This window comes from Arthrobacter oryzae (genome assembly GCF_031454875.1).
In the GTDB taxonomy this organism is placed as follows: Bacteria; Actinomycetota; Actinomycetes; order Actinomycetales; family Micrococcaceae; genus Arthrobacter; species Arthrobacter oryzae_D.
Map to the genome: position 1 here is coordinate 36,428 of NZ_JAVDRQ010000006.1, position 16,098 is coordinate 52,525.

A 16,098-nucleotide genomic window follows, 5' to 3' on the forward strand; every position below is an offset into this window, starting at 1 on the left:
TCGAACGGCTAGAGGACCGCAGCGGCCGGTGCGATCAGATCCGCCACCGAGCGGCCCTGGGCGCGCTCCCCGATGGCCTTGAACGTCCAGCCCGCGCCGTCACGGGATACCTTGGACATGATCATGGCCGAATGCGTCCCCGAGTCGGTCAGCTGGTACTTGGCAATTTCCGGGCTTCCTGCCGTGGAGTCGTCCACCAGGCGGCAGAAGGCATTCTGCACCTGGTCGAAGGTCTGGCCGGTGTAGCTGCTGATGACGAACACGATGTGGGCCACGGCCGGGGAGACGAGCTCCAGGTTGACCAGGATGGTCTCGTCATCGCCGGCGCCGTCACCCGTCAGGTTGTCCCCGGTGTGGCGCGTGGAGCCGTCCTTGCTCTGCAGCTGGTTGTACCAGACCTGATCCAGCGACCGTCCGGCCGCGTCGAAGAAAATGGCCGACGCATCGAGGTCCACCTCTACGGTCTTGGCCTTTCCGAAAAAGCCCTTTTTGACCGGAGCCGCCGAGTCCCAGCCCAGCCCCATCTTGGTTTTAGTGAGCGAACCGCCGTCTTTTTTGGTCAGCGACAGCGACTGGCCCTTCTGCAAGCTCAATCCCATAATTTCTCAACCTCCAGCTAGTAGAAAATACTCGCGTCCTCAGGTCCCAACGAGCCCGCCCATGCGCTAGTTCCTTGGTGACAGGTGAAGTTATCGGGGCTGAGGACCCGGACCATGCCGATCAGGCCGGGTTCGAGAGTGATCCTAGCCGGAATAGGGATAAGTTCGAAGCCGCCTTGCGCCGGCGGCAAAATCAAAGACGCGGCGGATGCATGAACTCACGGTAAACGCCAGTGCAATTGAGGAATTGCAGGCAACCCAGCGTCCGCGACGGATGCGCTCCAAATGGAGCCGTGGCGCAGGCGGAGCGGATAAAGCGGCCGTGTATGGTCTCGTCTAATTGGAGAATTCAGAAGGGACTGAATTCAATTGGGGGAAAAATGACCGACATTAAGTATCAGGCGCGTCTGCAGGTGCTGTCCCAGTGGGCCACTGAGGCAGCCGGGCAGGGTCACCTTGTTCCGCGCGCCGCCGATCTGGAGGCCATTTCCGCGGCGAGGACCGTAGAGGCCCCGGGGGTAAGCAGGGAGGCCGTCGAGCCATGGTTGCCGACAATCCAGTGGCTGTTGAAACAAGCGGCTTTTGGTGTGGTGGACGCGCATGTCCAACTCCCCGACGAATTGTCGCGTCCCGTGGGTGCGGCCCATGCTCCCCAAGCCGTTCCAGCCGACGACGATTCGATCGGCGAAGATCCAGCCGACGCGCCAGCACCGCCGGCGCTGGAAGTAAGCCTGGTGGCAGTCGAGGCCGCCGAAGCCGTCACAGTCGTCGCGGAGATCAAACCCGCGCCGCCGGCCGCCAAGTTACCGAAGTGGGAGTCCGACGCCCACGAGCAGGTTAAAGCTGCCGTGCAGCGATTCACCAAGCCACTCCACGACCTCCTGACCCGTGACGCCAACGAGGGCGACACCCGCCTTTTGATCACGGACATGCTCTGCGAGGGTTTGGGCTATGACAAATTCCGCGACCTTACCACGGAATACATGGTCAAGCAGGATTTTGCGGACTACGGCGTCAGAATTGATAAGCAGCTGATTGCCTTCATAGAGGTCAAGCGGGTGAGCCAGAAGCTCAGTGAGCGCCACCTCCGCCAGGTCCAGATGTACGCGGTCAACGAGGGTGTGGAATGGATGATCCTCACCAACGGACAGGTCTGGCAGGCCTACCACCTCACCGGCGGGCTCCCAGTGATTGTGAATCTCGCCTTCGAAGTTGACCTCCTCGGCCCCGAATCGCTGGAGGAAAAAGCGGACAAAATGTTCTTCCTCCACCGGGAGGCGCTCAAGCGCCGCCGGATCGATGAGCTGTGGAAGCACCGCGCGGCGACGTCGCCGGATGCGCTTCTGGACGTCATCCTGTCCGACTCGGTGCTGGACATCATCCGCAAGGAAATCAAGCGGAATACCGGGATCACCACAACGGTCCAGACGCTGGCGGCCGTGATCCGGACAGAGATCGTTGACCCTAAGCTTCGGAACACCTGGTAACCCAAGGGTATTCAGCGGACCACCCGCTGGGCTGAGGAGACCTAACCGTCCAGGCGCACCCCGCGGAGCAGCACCAGCGTCCCGCCCACCACCACTGCCGACGCCAGGAAAACTCCTCCTGCGCCGAGCCCTGCCGCCACGACGCCGATGGCGCTGGGCAGGACCACCTGGCCTACCCTGTTTCCGGCCAGCCGCAGAGCCAGCGCCCGGCCGCGCTGCCCCGCCGGAGCCTGCGCTGACAGCCAGGACATGGTGAGGGGCTGTCCGATGCCGAGCCCCAAACCCAGAACAGCCATGACCGCAAACAGCAGCCAGGCCGGCATCGGAACTGCGGCCGCGGAAAGAGCGATTGTGGACAACGCAAGGCTGAACACCAGCAACCGCATTCGCCCCAGCTTCCTGGCCATCTGGCCCAACAAAAGCCGGGAAACCATGGAAAACACGGCCCGGGTGGTGAGCATCAGGCCCACCGTTGCCGCAGTGAGCCCGCGCTCGGATCCGAGCGCCGGGAGGTAGACCATGGTCAGGTCCACCACGGCCAGGACCGTGGCGCTGGTGGCCAAAGCCCGTGCGACGCCGGGTGTCTTCAGCAGCGAAACAACACCGCCTGCGCCGCCATCACCGCCGCCCCCAACGGCTTTCCTTTTGCCCCCGCTGACTTTGGCCGAGACGCCGAACGTGGTCACAAAAAGCACCAGGCTCATGCAGGCGGAGAGGAAGAAGATGGCCTGGGTGTCGGGGCGGACCGAGGCGCCTCCCACCAGGGAAATCGCCAACGGCCCCAGGGCCTGTCCCAGCGATGCCGCGAATGTCAGGTAGCCGAAGGCAGAATCCATCCTGGATGAGGCGGCGTTGTTGGCCACCACGGCCTGCTGCCCCACCACGCAGGCAAGTTGGCCGGCACCGAGGAACGCGGTTCCGATCACCAGGCTCACGATCGACGATCCCCACAGCAGCAGGAAGACAGAACAGGCAAGAACGACGCCGGATCCGATCGCCATCAGCCGACGCTCACCGAGGCGGTCCACCAGTCCGCCCGTGGGGACTGCGAGCAGCAGGGGAAAGACCGCGTAGCTGGCGGCGAGGAGACCCAGTGCGAAACCGGGAACGTCCAGCTCGAGTGCGCGGTAGGTGGCGGCCGGACGGACCAGGAAGGTTACGGCCTGGATCAGGGCGGAATGTGTGAGGAGGGCTGCGGCCGAGCGGCGTCCGAGTTCACCAATCATGTGGTGACGGGGCTGCTGCCCGTGATGGCACGCACCGCCGCGTCCCGGGCTCCCATGACGTGGTCGAAGGCGAGCTTGGCGGCTTTTTCGGGCTTGCCGGCGGCCACCGCATCCACCAGGATCCGGTGCTGGGCCAGGGCCTGGTCCCGCCGTTCCTGCGTGCTGTTGGTGAAGTGGCGGTACCGCTCCATCTGGCTGGAGATCTGGTCGTGGACCCGCCGGGCCCACGAATTCCCGGCAATCTCCGCGATCTTTGCGTGCAGCGACATGCCCTGCTTCATGGCTTCATCGGCAAACTGCACCATGGCGGCGTTGCGCTCGAGGATTCCGTTGAGCGCTTCAATGTCGGCCGCCGTCGCCTTCAGGCACGCCTGGCGCGCCATGAGCGATTCCATGGCCGCGCGCACCTCGTACAGCTCGGAAATTGCTGCCTCATCCAGGGCCGGGACCAGCACGCCCCCGGTAGGTTGCTGTTCCAGCAGGTTCTCCGAAATGAGCCTCCGGATGGCTTCCCGCAGCGGCGTCCGGCTCACCTGCAGGGCCTCGGCCATCGCCGGTTCGTAGATGCGTGCCCCGGGCTTCAGCTCAAGGCTCAGGATCTGCCGCTTCAGTTCCGCGTAAACAACGTGTGCCCCGGTATTCCGGGACGGTGAATCTGCCATGTGGTGACCTCCGGCTCCATCATACTTGTATACATCTATACAAGTATGATGGTTCGCCAAGAAGCCGTGCTGCCCTGCGGTGGCCCCTGTGAATGGCGGTGCGTGTAAGTTCACAACCGCTGAGTGATCGGCGAGTTAGGCTGGCTTCCCGAGGTCGGCGCTCCGGCGGAGCTGCCGTAGCAGCGCAGCACCGGTCGACAGCTCCACGACGTAGACCACCAGGGGCGGCAGGTCACCGGTAGCCACGAGGACGGCGGCGAAGACTCCGGCACCGCCCACATTGAGCCAGCCCGGCCAGCGCGGGTCCTGTGGCAGAGCGCCGGAATTGGCGCGGGCACGCGCCCGTGCCAGCAGCCCGCCACCCAGGGCAGCCATGCCGGCAAGGCTCAGCCCCATGTACCCCTGAAAGGGCCAAAAGGGCATATTCCCCAACGCGAAGGCCTCCGGATCCCTGTACCGCGCCTTCAGGTGACCCAGGAACAGACCTGCCCCCGCGACCCAGGCAAGTGCGGCGCCTTGGGCAAGCCGCTGCCCCACCAAGGGTTCATGACCGCCCCGATCGCTTCCCGTATCCCAGTGACGGGCGAGCATCACCACCCCAACGGGCAATGCAGCTGTGCCTGCGGCCAAGAGCATTTGCTGGGTACTCCACTGCCCGGGGTCCGCCAGCAGAATGGCCAGTTTGCGCTGCGGGTCTCCTTCGACATACACACGCGAGACCGGCATAAAGGCCCCGGCCAGGAACGTCGCCGATCCCGCCGCCATGACGGCCGCCGCAGCTGTCGCATCTCCGCGAATTCGCCGAGCCATGAGATTACGGTAAACCTCGACGTCGGCAGAGACAAGGTTGCGAGTTAACTCTGAGAACGTTGACCCCAACCCGATGACATTGACCACCACAGTCGTAGGCTACTGAGTAGGCCGGACGCTTAGTGACCGGCCTCGGGCCCCGAAGGGAACATCGAGTGGACAGCAATCCTGGTACTTGGTTCTTAAGCGGCGATGAGTGGGGGAATGCTGCCACCGACGTGCACGCGGGCGGTGAGGGATCGCCGTCCTGGTCGGAAGGCAACCTCGTCCGGCCCCTGGTTCACGGTGCCACCTACTTCGCCCGGCTGCATGAGGAGTTGTCGGCCCTGCAGCCGGGAGACCGTGTATGGTTCACCGACTGGCGTGGCGATGCGGATGAACGGCTGACGCCGGACGGGCCTACGATCGGCGAGTTGCTGGCGCGGTTGGCGCGGGCGGGAGTGGAAGTGCGCGGCCTGATTTGGAGGTCCCACGGAGAGCGCGTGTCTGCCCCCATGAGCAACCTGTCCAACGAGCACCTCAGCCGCCAGATCAACGACGCCGGCGGCGAGGTACTGCTGGATCAGCGGGTGCGCCTCTTCGGCTGCCATCACCAGAAATTGTTCGTCATCCGCAATGGTAATGACCCTTCGCGGGACGTCGCGTTCGTGGGCGGGATCGACCTTTCCCACAGCCGCCGGGACGACGCCGACCACGCGGGAGACCCGCAGGCGGTGGACATGGATCCCCGGTACGGGAAACAACCTCCGTGGCATGATGCTGCCCTGGAACTGCGCGGCCCTGTTGTGGCAGATGTGCTGAAGCTGTTCGCGGAAAGGTGGGATGACCCGCACCCCCTGGACCATCGCACACCGTACCGGATGCTGCTGCAACGCCTGGCCGATATGCCCCGCCATCCCGAACCCCTGCCGGAGACTGCGCCGCCACCGCCGCCGGCCGGCCCCCACGCCGTGCAGCTGTTGCGCACCTACGGTGTGAAGCGTCCGCCGTTCCCGTTCGCGCCCCATGGTGAGCGGAGCGTTGCCCGGGCCTACACCAAAGCATTCAGCCTGGCCCGCAATCTGATCTACATCGAGGACCAGTACCTGTGGTCGGCGGAGGTCGCCGCCGGAATCGCGTCTGCCCTCGAGCAGAACCCCGGGCTGAATGTGATCGCCGTGGTGCCGCGCTACCCGGACTCCGATGGTCCGCTCGCAGGGCCACCGAAGCGGCTCGGGCAACTGCGTGCCATCGAAAGGATGCGCCGCGCTGCACCCGGCAGGTTCGGCGTGTTCAATCTGGAAAACACGGCCGGGACTCCGATCTACGTCCATGCCAAGATCTGCATCATCGACGACACCTGGTTCACCATCGGGTCGGACAACTTCAACCGCCGGTCCTGGACAACGGACAGCGAGCTTACCTGCGCGGTCATCGACACCAGCGCTGGTTCTGATGCTTCCCGCTCGTTGGCCCACTCACTCCGGCTCCAACTCTGGGCCGAACACCTGGGCCTGGACCAGGGTGACCCGCAGCTGCACGCCCAGGCGGACGGCCTCGCCCTTTGGAATGCCGCCGCAGACGCCCTGGACCATTGGCACAAAACCGGCCGCTCCTCGCCCCGCCCCAAGGGACATGTGCGGCACCACAGTCCAGAACCAGTGCCTCGCCTTGAGCGGCTCTGGGCGGGTCCTGCAAACCGGTTTCTGGTGGACCCGGACGGCCGCCCCCGGAAGATGCGCGGCACCACCGAGTTCTAGGGAAGGACAAAAGGAAGCGGACGACGGCGGGACCTCCCGCCGTCGTCCGCTTTGCTTTTGTTTGGGGAATCAGGCCCTGCGGTTGGCCCGGTGCCTCAGATGCTGGACGGCACTAAGGGCCAGGGCAGCGGCCAGGACCAGGTACAGAGTGATGGTGATGGGGCTGTCCACCAGGATGCCCAGGTCCCCCTCGGAGACTGCCAGTGCACGGCGCAGTTCGGTTTCTGCCATCGGCCCGAGAATTACTGCGATCAGTACCGGCGCCAGGGGGATGTTATAACGGCGCATCAGGAATCCTATGAGGCCGATGGCGATGAGCAGCCAGAGGTCGAGGATTGCTGAGCTTACTGCATAGACGCCGAGCATGGAGAAGACGGTGATGCCGGCGTAAAGGTAGTGCTTGGGGATGCTCAACAGCTTGGCCCAGACGGAGGCGAACGGGATGTTGATCATCACCAGGATGACCAGGCCGATGAACAATGAGGCCAACAGGGCCCAGACCAGGTCACCGCTCCGTTCGAAGAGCAGGGGTCCCGGCTGCATTCCGTACTGCTGGAACGCAGCAAGCATGATGGCAGCCGTGGCTGATACCGGCAGTCCCAGGGCAAGCAGCGCACCCATGGCTGTCCCGGCGGTGGCGTTCGCCGCCGCTTCGGGCGCGGCAAGGCCGCGGATGGACCCGGTGGTACCGAACTCCGGATCGTTCCTGCGTTTGGCCAGTTGTTTTTCGGTGCCGTAGGCCAGGAATGTGGGAACTTCGGCGCCGCCGGCAGGGATCAGCCCGAAAGGGACGCCGAACGCGGTGCCTCGAAGCCAAGCAGGCAGCGCCTTCCTGAAATCGGCCAGGCTCAATCGGGCACGGCCCTTGGTGTGAATGCGGGTGACTAGAGGGTCGCGGTGGATGCGGGAGGCGATGTGGAAGACCTCGCCGAGGGCCAGGAGCCCGACGGTGATGACGATGACGGAGATCCCGTCGAAGAGCTGGGGCGTGCCCAGCGTGAAACGCGCGGTGCCGCTGGGGCCGTCAATGCCGACGAGGGCCAGGGCGAGGCCGATTCCGAGGGCTGCGACGCCGCGGATCACGGATTCGGACACGACGGCGGAGATGGCCAGGAAGGCGAATACTGCCAGGGCGAAGTACTCGGCCGGGCCGAAGACGGTGGCCATCTTGACCAGGGTGGGTGCGAAGAACACCACGAGGGTTGTGGCGATCAGCCCGCCGATGAACGCGCCGATCGCGCAGGTGGCCAGAGCCTTGGCGGCCTGGCCACTCTTGGCCATTCGGTGGCCCTCGAACGTGGAGGCGATGGCGGAGGAGTGGCCTGGCGTGTTGAGCAGGATCCCTGAGGTGGAGTCACCGAAGAGCCCACCGAAATAGATGCCGGCGAACATAATGAAGGCTGCAGTCGGCTCAAGCGAAAAGGTGATGGGCAGCAGAAGCGCCACTGCCATGGCGGAGCCCAGCCCGGGGACGACGCCGACGGCGGTACCAAGGAGGGCGCCGATCAGGACCCAGAGGAGGTTCATGGGGGTCAGGGCGTGGGCGAAGCCGCCCATAAGGAGTTCGAGCTGTTCCATTAGAGGATCCCTCCTATCAGCCCGGAGGGCAGGTTGAGGCCCAGGGCGGCGCCGAAGGCCAGTTGAATAATTGATGAAAAGAGCAGGCCTACACCGGCGTCGAAGATGGGGCGGCGGCTGCCAAGGGCGTAGGCGACCAGCCAGAACAGCGATGCGGCGCTGATGACCCACCCCAGCGGTTCCAGCAGCAGGACAAAGGCCACGACGCCCCCAACCAACAGGCCAACTGTGCGCCAATCGGAATAGGTCTTCCATGCCTTGCCTGGCGTTTCGGAGGGCGCACCTTCGTAGGCTGCGTCTTCTTCCTCCCCCAGGTGGCCGAGGTCGTGCAGCATGTCAGCGGAGAACTGGCCATGCCCGGGGTGGACGGTGTTGTCCGGAACGTTCGGTGTGCGGAGGATGTGGATGGCCAGCAGGGTAGCGGCCAGGTACAGGACGATGCACACCAGGATCGGGAAGAACTGCGGCCCCGGAGCAGATTTCCCCTGCACGTTCATTGTGGCGGTGCCGATGGTGAGGAAGATGGCAACAGCGTAGAGCACGGCTACGACCACAAATTCGCTGCGGCCGGTCCTAAAGCGGGGCTTCTGTTTACCGTGAGGCCCCGTGGTGGATCCTGCGTCGGGTTGGTGCTGGGTGATGCTCATAGGCCGAGGTCCTTTACGATTTCTTGGGCCGTTGCAACTTCGTTGGTGATGAACTGCTCGAATTCCTCACCGGTGGAGAATGTGTCCGTCCAACTGTTGCGCTTCAGGGCTTCCTGCCAATGCTTGGTGCTGCGCATCTCGGTGATGATCCTGATGAACTCCGCTTTCGCTTCTTCGGTGGTTCCGGGCGCGGCAACGAAACCGCGCCAGTTGGACATTGCCGCGTCGACTCCCTGTTCCTTGAAGGTGGGAACTGCCACGCCTTCAAGCCGCTCCGGCGACGAAATGGCAAGGGCCCGCAGGGTTCCCGCTTCGATCTGGTCCCTGACCTCGTTGTAGCCGGACATCCCGGCGGCCGTGGTGTGGGACAGCAGGGAGGTCAGCGCCTCGCCGCCTCCGGAATAGGCGATGTAGTTGACGTCCCGCGGATCGATCCCGACGGTCTTGGCCACCATGGCGCTGAGAAGGTGGTCGATGGAACCCAGGGAACCGCCTCCGATGGAGGTTCCGCCCGGATCTTTTTTCCAGGCGTCCAGGAAGTCATTCAACGTCCGGAACTTGGAGTCGGCAGGAACCACCAGGGCCGCGTAGTCGTCGGCCATCCGCGCAATGGGGACAACGTCGGCCATGGACTCCGGATTGTCACCGAGTTCGATGGCGCCCACCATCACCCCGCCCGTCACCAAAAGGGCATCCTCGCGCCCGGGCGTCTGCACGAACTGGCTCAGTCCGATCGTTCCGCCCGCTCCCGGCACATTGACCACTTGCGGGTTGTTAACCACGCCGCCGCTTTTGAGCGACTGCTGGCCTTCACGGGCAAAACCGTCCCAGCCGCCACCAGGTGCTGCCGGCGCGATCAGGGTGAGCTTGTTTCTCGCCGTACTCGTTCCACCAGCAGTACCGGCATTGATGAACGCAAGTGCGGCCACTACAGCAACAATCAGGCCGAACACGGCCTTGCGTAAGGGATTTTTCATAGTTCTCGTTCCGTAACGACATTGTTGGGCGGTGCGAAGGTATTGCCGGGCAAGCCAACAGCTGGAAAGCGAAGCACGCTCCGCATCCATGCGGATACGCTTGTACACAATGAAATACATTTATACCTGTGATGCCCCTCACTGGCAAGCAGCTTGCCCTGAAACTGGCTCTTGTCCTGCTGCATACTGTTGTATACAGTGGGATGCAACATCAACGGAAGGACAAGGAATGTCTATCGGAAATGGGTCGGCGCCCCAAGGCAGGGAGGCTGTTGACGTAATTGTGGTTGGCGGCGGCAACGCAGGATTCACCGCAGCGCACGCAGCGGCGGTCCGCGGGCGGAAAGTGGTGCTGCTCGAAAAGAGCAGTGAAGACATGGCTGGCGGCAACAGCTTCTACACCGCCGGCGCCACCCGCATCGCTCACAGCGGGCTCCCTGACCTAGTTGACTGGGTGGAACCGGACCACCGGCACGGCCGCACGGAAGTTCCGCCCTATTCGGCCGAGGAATACGCCGCCGACCTCGCCAAGGTCACAGAAGGCCGAAACGACCCGGACTTGACCAAGGTTCTGGTTGAGGAATCCCAGCCCACGCTGCGCTGGCTCAACAGCCTGGGCCTGAAGTACCGCCTGATGTACGAACGCCAGGCCTTCCAACGGCCCGATGGCTCTTACCTGTTCTGGGGCGGGCTCCACGTCGGCAACGTCGGCGGAGGTGAAGGATTGATCGAGGACCACACCCGGGTGGCCGGAGAGCTGGGAATCGACGTCCGGTACAGCCATGCAGCAAAAAGCCTCATCGTCGAGGACGGACGCGTGGCTGGTGTCGTCATGGATACGCCCTCGGGAGAAGTGTCATTGCGCGCTGAATCCGTCATTCTGACGGCAGGAGGCTTCGAGTCCGATCCTCAACTGCGCAGGGAGTACCTGGGCGAAGGCTGGGAGAACGCGAAGGTCAGGGGAACACCGAACAACACCGGCGACATGATCGCCGCTGCCCTTGAGATCGGAGCAGCACGGGGAGGTGACTGGGGAACGTGCCACAGCGTTCAGTGGGACGCCTTCACCGCCACTAACGAGAGCAACCGTGAACTCACCAACCGATTGACCCGCCAGAGCTACCCGTTCGGAATCATCGTCAATACCAATGGTGAGCGGTTCCTGGACGAAGGGGCGGACTTCCGGAACTACACCTATGCGAAGTACGGGAAGGAGATCCTGAAGCAGCCCGGGTCAGTGGCGTACCAGATTTTTGATGCAACCCTTCGCCCCATGCTGCGCACCGAAGAGTACGACATGCCCGGCATATCGGTGGAAGTGGCGGACACCCTCGAAGAGCTGGCAGCCAGGATCGGCATTGATCCCGAAAGACTGTCAAAGACTGTCGGCGACTTCAACAACTCGATCGACCGCAGCATCGCTTTCGATCCCAATGTCAAGGATGGGCGCTCTGCCGCCACAGAGCCGGTGAAGAGCAACTGGGCAGCACCCATCGAAACCGGCCCCTTCTACGCCTACGGCGTCACCTGCGGGATCACCTTCACGTTCGGCGGCATCAAGTCAGATACCCACGGCAGGGTTCTCGACGGCGAAGGACAACACATCCAAGGCCTGTATGTGGCTGGCGAAATGCTTGGGGGCCTGTTCAGCGCCAACTATCCGGGAGGCAGCGGACTTGCTGCCGGATGCGTCTTCGGACGGCGGGCGGGAACCCTGGCGTAAAGTTTGGTTCGAACCAGCCGCCCCTGCGCTGCCAGTACGAATCCCCAGCCCATACTCTTCAAGGACCAGTCAAGTGACGGATACAGCATCAACCCCACGAGCGGATGGCGAGAGCATCTTCCTGACATTGCGGGGCGAGATCCTGTCCGGAGTCCACCAGCCCGGCACAGCCATTCGTGAAACATCACTTGCTGAACGCTTTGGCGTCTCCCGGACCCCGGTCCGGGAGGCGCTGTCCCGCCTCCAGCAGGAGCGTCTCCTTGAACGGGTAGCCAGAGGGCTGCAGGTTCCGCAGGTTGACCCCCAACAGGTCATCCAAATCTATGACATGCGGATACTTCTTGAAGAGGAAGCCGCCCGTCAGGCAGCCAAGTTCCGCCAGTTCCCGGACCTCATGAGGCTTGAGGCCCTGCTTCAGCGGGACCGGCAGCTTGAGGATCCTGATGACCAGACCAGAATCACCACAAACCTGGAGTTCCACGCCGCCGTCTGGAGCTGCGCTCACAATGGCGTTCTCCAGGACCTGTTGGACCGCCTGTCCACGCACCTTATCCACGCACCGCGGTCCACGCTGTCTACAGGAAACCGGTGGACGGAATCCCTTGACGAGCACGAAGCTCTGATACAAGCCATCGAACAGCAGGACAGCGACGCCGCCGGCAAAATTGCCAGGAAGCACATGGAAACGGCGCGTGCCCTGCGTCTGCAGCTTCTCCGGGAGACAGCCCTGCAACATCCGCTGACAAGCCACCGTTCCCAGCGGTAGCCACCAGCGCCCGACGCCGAGAGAAGCGGCCACAACGGCCCAATAATTTCACCGACCGCCGGGCCCAGTTCCGGCACGCGCAGCCCGAATCCTGCACGCCTTCGCAACAGCAACCCGATAGTCGGGCGCAGGACAAGGCCAACGCGAGGGAGGCGGGGTGGCCGAAAGGCCGCCCCACCTCCTCCTATTAGAGACCTGACGTCACACAACGCGACAGCATCCCGACCCGGGCATGCAACGTCCTACCCTTGACACGTGACTTTGACTAAGATCCGCACCGCCGCCGCGAGCTCCCTCGCCGCCGCCGGTCTCCTGTTTACCCTCGCTGCCTGTTCCACGCCGGCCGCCACCCAGCCAACCACCTCTGCGCCGGTTTCCTCGGCAACGTCTTCATCCAGCGCCGCCTCCGAGCCCTGCGCCGGTGTGAAGGTCATCGTCGATTCGGGCGCCCTGAAGCCGTCTGCCGCTGACACCTCCGTCTGCGTGCCCGTGGACGCAAAGACTCCCGCTTCCAAGGTCCTCGACGAGGCCAAGGTGGAAACCGTAGGCACTACCCAGTACCCCACCGAACTCGTGTGCCGTGTAAACGGCGTGCCCGCCGCAGACCTCGACATCAAGCACAAGGGCGGCACGTACAAGGAAGAATGCAGCGGCATGCCCGCCGCCTTCGCCTATTGGGCCCTCTGGGTGAAGCCGGCCTCCGGTGACTGGGCCTACGCCCAGGAAGGCCTCGCCACCCTGCAGGTCAGCCCCGGAGAGAGCCTCGAACTGCTCTATACCGTCGACGGCGCACCGGCCGCACCCGCGGCATGACCTTTCGACCCGCGCCGTTACGCGCAGCGGCGGCTCTTGCCGTCGTCTTCATCGCGGCGAGGGTCATCTACCGCATCCTTTTCTTCGGGGCGGGCATCGGTGAACCGGTTCTGCTCGACCTGCCGGCTGTGCGGCTGCCTGCCCCGTACGCCCATGTGGTCCTCCTCGGCCCGGTAACGGCGCCTGGACTGTGGGCAGCGGTCCTGTCCGCCCTGCCGATCGCCGGGATGATCCTCGGTTTCGGCCTCCTCAACGCCTGGGTGGACATAGCCCGCGGCTTCGTACACCTCGCCCGCCGCGGCCCCATGCAGGGCATTGCCCGGATGCTTGTGGTGGCCTGGGCGGCGCTTCCGGCACTTGCCGACGCTGTGACCTCCGTGCGCCTGGCGTTCCGGTTGCGGGGCGAACGCTTCGGAGCCCGCGCCCTTGTGCCCGTGCTCGAGCGCACCCTCGAGCACGCCAGCCGGGTTGCCGCCGCCCTCGAACTGCGCGGCTTCGGCAGCCGGGCAGCATCCCACCCCGGCCCGCACCAACCAGGCCAGGGTACCGAAGCACCGGTCCTCGTCCGGGACGCAGAATTCCGCATTGGTGACGCGCAAGTGCAGGTCACCGCCTTCGCGCCGCCGAGCGGGTCAATTGCGGTCATTACCGGGCCCACAGGCTCCGGCAAGTCCACCATCCTCCGGGGCATCGCAGGCCTCCTCTCCCACGTCGACGGCGGGGACATTTCCGGCACGCTGCTCGTCGGCGGAACGGACCGCGCCGCGACGCCGCCGCGCGATACCGCCCGCCTCATCGGCGTCGTCCTGCAGAATCCCCGCGCCGCCTTCGCCAGCACCCGGGTCCGGGACGAAATCGGCCTTGCACTCGAGCTGCGCGGCGTGGCGTCCGATGCCGCCAAGGCCCGGGTGCTGGAAGCCGCGGAGAGCATCGGAGTCTCGGAGCTGCTGGACCGAAATATCAGCACCCTCTCGGCGGGTGAGGCAACGCTCGTGGCCATCGCCGCCGCGGTGGTGGAGCAACCGGCCCTCCTCTTGGTAGACGAGCCGCTGGCAGACCTCGACACCGCTGCACGCGGTCACGTCATCGCCGTGCTCCATGCCCTCGCCCGCGATGCCGGCGTCTGCGTCATCGTCGCCGAGCACCGGGCGGAACCGCTGGTACCGGTTGCCGACTCGTGGTGGACCATCGACGACGGCGCCTTGGTCCCGGGGGTTGCGCCCTCCCCGCTTTCGCCTCCTGCCGTTGCCCGTCCGACGCCGGTACAGCCGGTTGTGCACGCGCCTGTCCTGACTGCCACGAAGCTCGCGGTTTTGCGCAAGGGCGCGCCGCTGGTGCGCGAGGCATCCCTGACCCTGCACCGCGGTGAGGTGGTGGCCCTGGTGGGCCCGAACGGTGCCGGGAAGTCGTCCCTTCTGGTGGCGCTCGCCCTCGGTGAAGGCATGCCCGGAGGAGGCACCGGCGGTAAAGGAACGGTCGACGGCGGTACTGTCGTCGGCGGCCGAGTCGCCTTGGTGCCGGACGCCTCGGACGACCTCTTCACGAGGGATACCGTCGCCGGAGAGCTCCGCGCGGCAGAGCGCCGCCAGGCGCGCGCCGTGCGTAAGGCGGGTCAGCGAAAGGCGGGTCAGCTAAGGTCGGACGGCGGCCAGCTTCCCCCACGCTCTGCGGAGTCACACCTTGCCCGGTTGCGGGGAGACGTCAGCATTCCCATTGGACACGAGCATCCCCGGGACCTGTCTGCCGGGGAGCGCAGGATCCTTGCCATCGCGCTGCAGACCATGGACGACCCCCAGGTCCTCCTGATCGATGAGCCCACCCGCGGACTCGATCCTGCGGCGCGAGCGGCAGTCTCCGCGGCACTGCGGGCCGCAGCGGACGCCGGCGCGGCGGTCCTGATCGCCACGCACGACCACGACTTTGCCCACAGCCTCGGCGCCCGGATCCTCCCGATGCGTAACGGCGTCGCACCCGCTTCCGTGTCAGACGCCGTCCCGGCTGAAGCAGCCCGCACTGCTGTCCCCGCAGCACCACGGTTCACCGACCAACGAACCGACATTCCAGCTGCCAAGAAATCCCATCGCATCCGGATGCCGCGGGGCATCGAGCTCGCAGCTCTCGCCGCTGCAAACCTTGTGGCCCTTGCGTCCTTCTGCTGGCCGCTGCTCGCCGCGGCCTTCCCGGAGGATGCCGCCGCGGCCCTCCCCTACGCGGCGCTGGCCATCGCGCCGCTCGCGGTCGTTGCCATCGTGGTGTCCCTCGATGGCTCGGTCAGCTCGGCACATACGGTGGCGCTGCTCGGCGTCCTGGCCGCCGTCGGTTCGGCAGTGCGGGTGGCCAGCACCGGCGTCGGGGGTGTGGAGGCAGTCTTTATCCTGCTGATTCTTGCGGGCCGGGCCTTCGGCGCCCGGTTCGGCATGCTCCTCGGCGCCGCCACCATCGCCGTCTCCAGCGCCCTGTGGAGTGGAATCGGGCCGTGGACGCCGTTCCAGATCTTCGCCTGTTCGTGGGTGGCCGCGGGGGCCGGCCTGCTCCCCCGTCGGGTGCGGGGAAAAGCCGAGCTGTGGATGCTGTGCGGCTACGGCGTCGTGGCGTCCTACCTGTTCGGCCTGCTGACCAACCTGTGGTTCTGGCCGTTCGCGGTGGGTGCAGGCACCGGCATCTCCTACGTCCCTGGCGCGCCGCTGGGCACGAATCTCTCCAGCTTCCTGCTGTACTCGCTGGTGACGTCGACGGCGGGCTGGGATACCCTGCGGGCGGTCACCACCATCATTGGAATCGCCGTGGTGGGGCGGGCCATCCTCGCCGCGTTCCGGCGGGTGAAGCCGGTCTACAACGACGGCGGGCGGGCCACCAAGGCCCTACCCGCCGTCGTATCTGATCTGGAAGAGATCAGGCGTTAGCTTTCCGCTTGAACCAGCCCCACACGGCCGTGGCCACGAACAGGACCAGGCCGATGAATGCCAGCCACAGCAGGCCCTTCACCACGAAGCCGAGGATCGAAAGGACAAGCCAGATAATAAGCAGTGTGATGATAATTCCCATAGGGGAAGCTTAGGCCTTGTCCCTGC

General features: G+C 64.9%; 14 protein-coding genes. 6 read left to right on the forward strand and 8 right to left on the reverse strand.

The genetic code is table 11. The annotated features are described in order from the left end of the window. Nucleotides 1-8 precede the first annotated feature (8 nt). Nucleotides 9-599, reverse strand: a complete 591-nt coding sequence (locus tag J2805_RS12040; RefSeq protein ID WP_309976421.1) for a TerD family protein — start codon at nucleotides 597-599, stop codon at nucleotides 9-11. 380 nt (nucleotides 600-979) lie between these two features. On the opposite strand from J2805_RS12040, the gene J2805_RS12045 reads away from it, so the two are divergent. Then, nucleotides 980-2,086, forward strand: coding sequence for a type I restriction enzyme HsdR N-terminal domain-containing protein (locus J2805_RS12045; RefSeq protein ID WP_309976423.1), 1,107 nt, complete (start codon nucleotides 980-982; stop codon nucleotides 2,084-2,086). 41 nt (nucleotides 2,087-2,127) lie between these two features. Here J2805_RS12045 and J2805_RS12050 read toward each other — a convergent pair whose 3' ends face one another. From J2805_RS12050 to J2805_RS12060, 3 genes are all read right to left on the reverse strand, one after another. Beyond that, the gene (locus tag J2805_RS12050; RefSeq protein WP_309976425.1) at nucleotides 2,128-3,312 is read right to left on the reverse strand and encodes an MFS transporter; all 1,185 of its coding nucleotides are present in this window, start codon (nucleotides 3,310-3,312) and stop codon (nucleotides 2,128-2,130) included. Beyond that, nucleotides 3,309-3,974 (reverse strand): GntR family transcriptional regulator, encoded by a 666-nt coding sequence (locus tag J2805_RS12055; RefSeq protein ID WP_309976427.1) that lies wholly within the window; start codon nucleotides 3,972-3,974, stop codon nucleotides 3,309-3,311. The genes J2805_RS12050 and J2805_RS12055 overlap by 4 nt, the downstream gene beginning before the upstream one ends. 135 nt (nucleotides 3,975-4,109) lie before the next feature. Next, nucleotides 4,110-4,784: a hypothetical protein gene (locus tag J2805_RS12060; protein ID WP_309976429.1), complete on the reverse strand. Its 675-nt coding sequence runs from the start codon at nucleotides 4,782-4,784 to the stop codon at nucleotides 4,110-4,112. Between the two features lie 155 nt (nucleotides 4,785-4,939). Between J2805_RS12060 and J2805_RS12065 the strand changes: the two genes are divergently transcribed. Beyond that, a complete protein-coding gene (locus J2805_RS12065) occupies nucleotides 4,940-6,523 on the forward strand; it encodes a phospholipase D family protein (RefSeq protein WP_309976430.1) in 1,584 nt (527 codons plus the stop codon). A gap of 69 nt (nucleotides 6,524-6,592) precedes the next feature. Here J2805_RS12065 and J2805_RS12070 read toward each other — a convergent pair whose 3' ends face one another. The 3 genes from J2805_RS12070 to J2805_RS12080 are packed head-to-tail and all read right to left on the reverse strand — an operon-like array spanning nucleotide 6,593 to nucleotide 9,725. Next, nucleotides 6,593-8,101: a tripartite tricarboxylate transporter permease gene (locus J2805_RS12070; protein WP_309976431.1), complete on the reverse strand. Its 1,509-nt coding sequence runs from the start codon at nucleotides 8,099-8,101 to the stop codon at nucleotides 6,593-6,595. Beyond that, on the reverse strand, nucleotides 8,101-8,748 hold the full coding sequence (locus tag J2805_RS12075) for a tripartite tricarboxylate transporter TctB family protein (RefSeq protein WP_309976433.1): 648 nt from the start codon (nucleotides 8,746-8,748) through the stop codon (nucleotides 8,101-8,103). The genes J2805_RS12070 and J2805_RS12075 overlap by 1 nt, the downstream gene beginning before the upstream one ends. Continuing rightward, complete coding sequence (locus J2805_RS12080) at nucleotides 8,745-9,725, reverse strand: Bug family tripartite tricarboxylate transporter substrate binding protein (RefSeq protein ID WP_309976434.1); 981 nt, start codon at nucleotides 9,723-9,725, stop codon at nucleotides 8,745-8,747. The genes J2805_RS12075 and J2805_RS12080 overlap by 4 nt, the downstream gene beginning before the upstream one ends. Before the next feature lie 229 nt (nucleotides 9,726-9,954). On the opposite strand from J2805_RS12080, the gene tcuA reads away from it, so the two are divergent. The 4 genes from tcuA (at nucleotide 9,955) to J2805_RS12100 (ending at nucleotide 15,930) form a co-directional block, all read left to right on the forward strand. Beyond that, complete coding sequence (tcuA, locus tag J2805_RS12085) at nucleotides 9,955-11,448, forward strand: FAD-dependent tricarballylate dehydrogenase TcuA (protein WP_309976436.1); 1,494 nt, start codon at nucleotides 9,955-9,957, stop codon at nucleotides 11,446-11,448. Between the two features lie 73 nt (nucleotides 11,449-11,521). Next, entirely contained in the window at nucleotides 11,522-12,214 is a 693-nt protein-coding gene (locus J2805_RS12090) for a GntR family transcriptional regulator (protein WP_309976438.1), read from the forward strand. Between the two features lie 255 nt (nucleotides 12,215-12,469). Then, nucleotides 12,470-13,027 carry a hypothetical protein gene (locus J2805_RS12095; RefSeq protein ID WP_309976440.1) on the forward strand — a complete coding sequence of 186 codons (558 nt, stop codon included), beginning with the start codon at nucleotides 12,470-12,472 and terminating at the stop codon, nucleotides 13,025-13,027. After that, nucleotides 13,024-15,930, forward strand: a complete 2,907-nt coding sequence (locus J2805_RS12100) for an ATP-binding cassette domain-containing protein (RefSeq protein WP_309976441.1) — start codon at nucleotides 13,024-13,026, stop codon at nucleotides 15,928-15,930. The genes J2805_RS12095 and J2805_RS12100 overlap by 4 nt, the downstream gene beginning before the upstream one ends. On the opposite strand, the gene J2805_RS12105 is transcribed toward J2805_RS12100, so the two are convergent. Further along, the gene (locus tag J2805_RS12105; RefSeq protein ID WP_309976443.1) at nucleotides 15,920-16,072 is read right to left on the reverse strand and encodes a hypothetical protein; all 153 of its coding nucleotides are present in this window, start codon (nucleotides 16,070-16,072) and stop codon (nucleotides 15,920-15,922) included. The two genes, J2805_RS12100 and J2805_RS12105, sit on opposite strands and share 11 nt — an antisense overlap. Between the last annotated feature and the right edge of the window lie 26 nt (nucleotides 16,073-16,098).

Bases quoted from the DNA above. Each gene is read 5' to 3' on its own strand.
- J2805_RS12075 (WP_309976433.1), bottom strand. From the start codon at position 8,748: ATGAGCATCACCCAGCACCAACCCGACGCAGGATCCACCACGGGGCCT.
- J2805_RS12105 (WP_309976443.1), bottom strand. From the start codon at position 16,072: ATGGGAATTATCATCACACTGCTTATTATCTGGCTTGTCCTTTCGATC.
- J2805_RS12060 (WP_309976429.1), bottom strand. From the start codon at position 4,784: ATGGCTCGGCGAATTCGCGGAGATGCGACAGCTGCGGCGGCCGTCATG.
- J2805_RS12100 (WP_309976441.1), top strand. From the start codon at position 13,024: ATGACCTTTCGACCCGCGCCGTTACGCGCAGCGGCGGCTCTTGCCGTC.
- J2805_RS12050 (WP_309976425.1), bottom strand. From the start codon at position 3,312: ATGATTGGTGAACTCGGACGCCGCTCGGCCGCAGCCCTCCTCACACAT.
- J2805_RS12070 (WP_309976431.1), bottom strand. From the start codon at position 8,101: ATGGAACAGCTCGAACTCCTTATGGGCGGCTTCGCCCACGCCCTGACC.
- J2805_RS12045 (WP_309976423.1), top strand. From the start codon at position 980: ATGACCGACATTAAGTATCAGGCGCGTCTGCAGGTGCTGTCCCAGTGG.
- J2805_RS12080 (WP_309976434.1), bottom strand. From the start codon at position 9,725: ATGAAAAATCCCTTACGCAAGGCCGTGTTCGGCCTGATTGTTGCTGTA.
- J2805_RS12055 (WP_309976427.1), bottom strand. From the start codon at position 3,974: ATGGCAGATTCACCGTCCCGGAATACCGGGGCACACGTTGTTTACGCG.
- tcuA (WP_309976436.1), top strand. From the start codon at position 9,955: ATGTCTATCGGAAATGGGTCGGCGCCCCAAGGCAGGGAGGCTGTTGAC.
- J2805_RS12040 (WP_309976421.1), bottom strand. From the start codon at position 599: ATGGGATTGAGCTTGCAGAAGGGCCAGTCGCTGTCGCTGACCAAAAAA.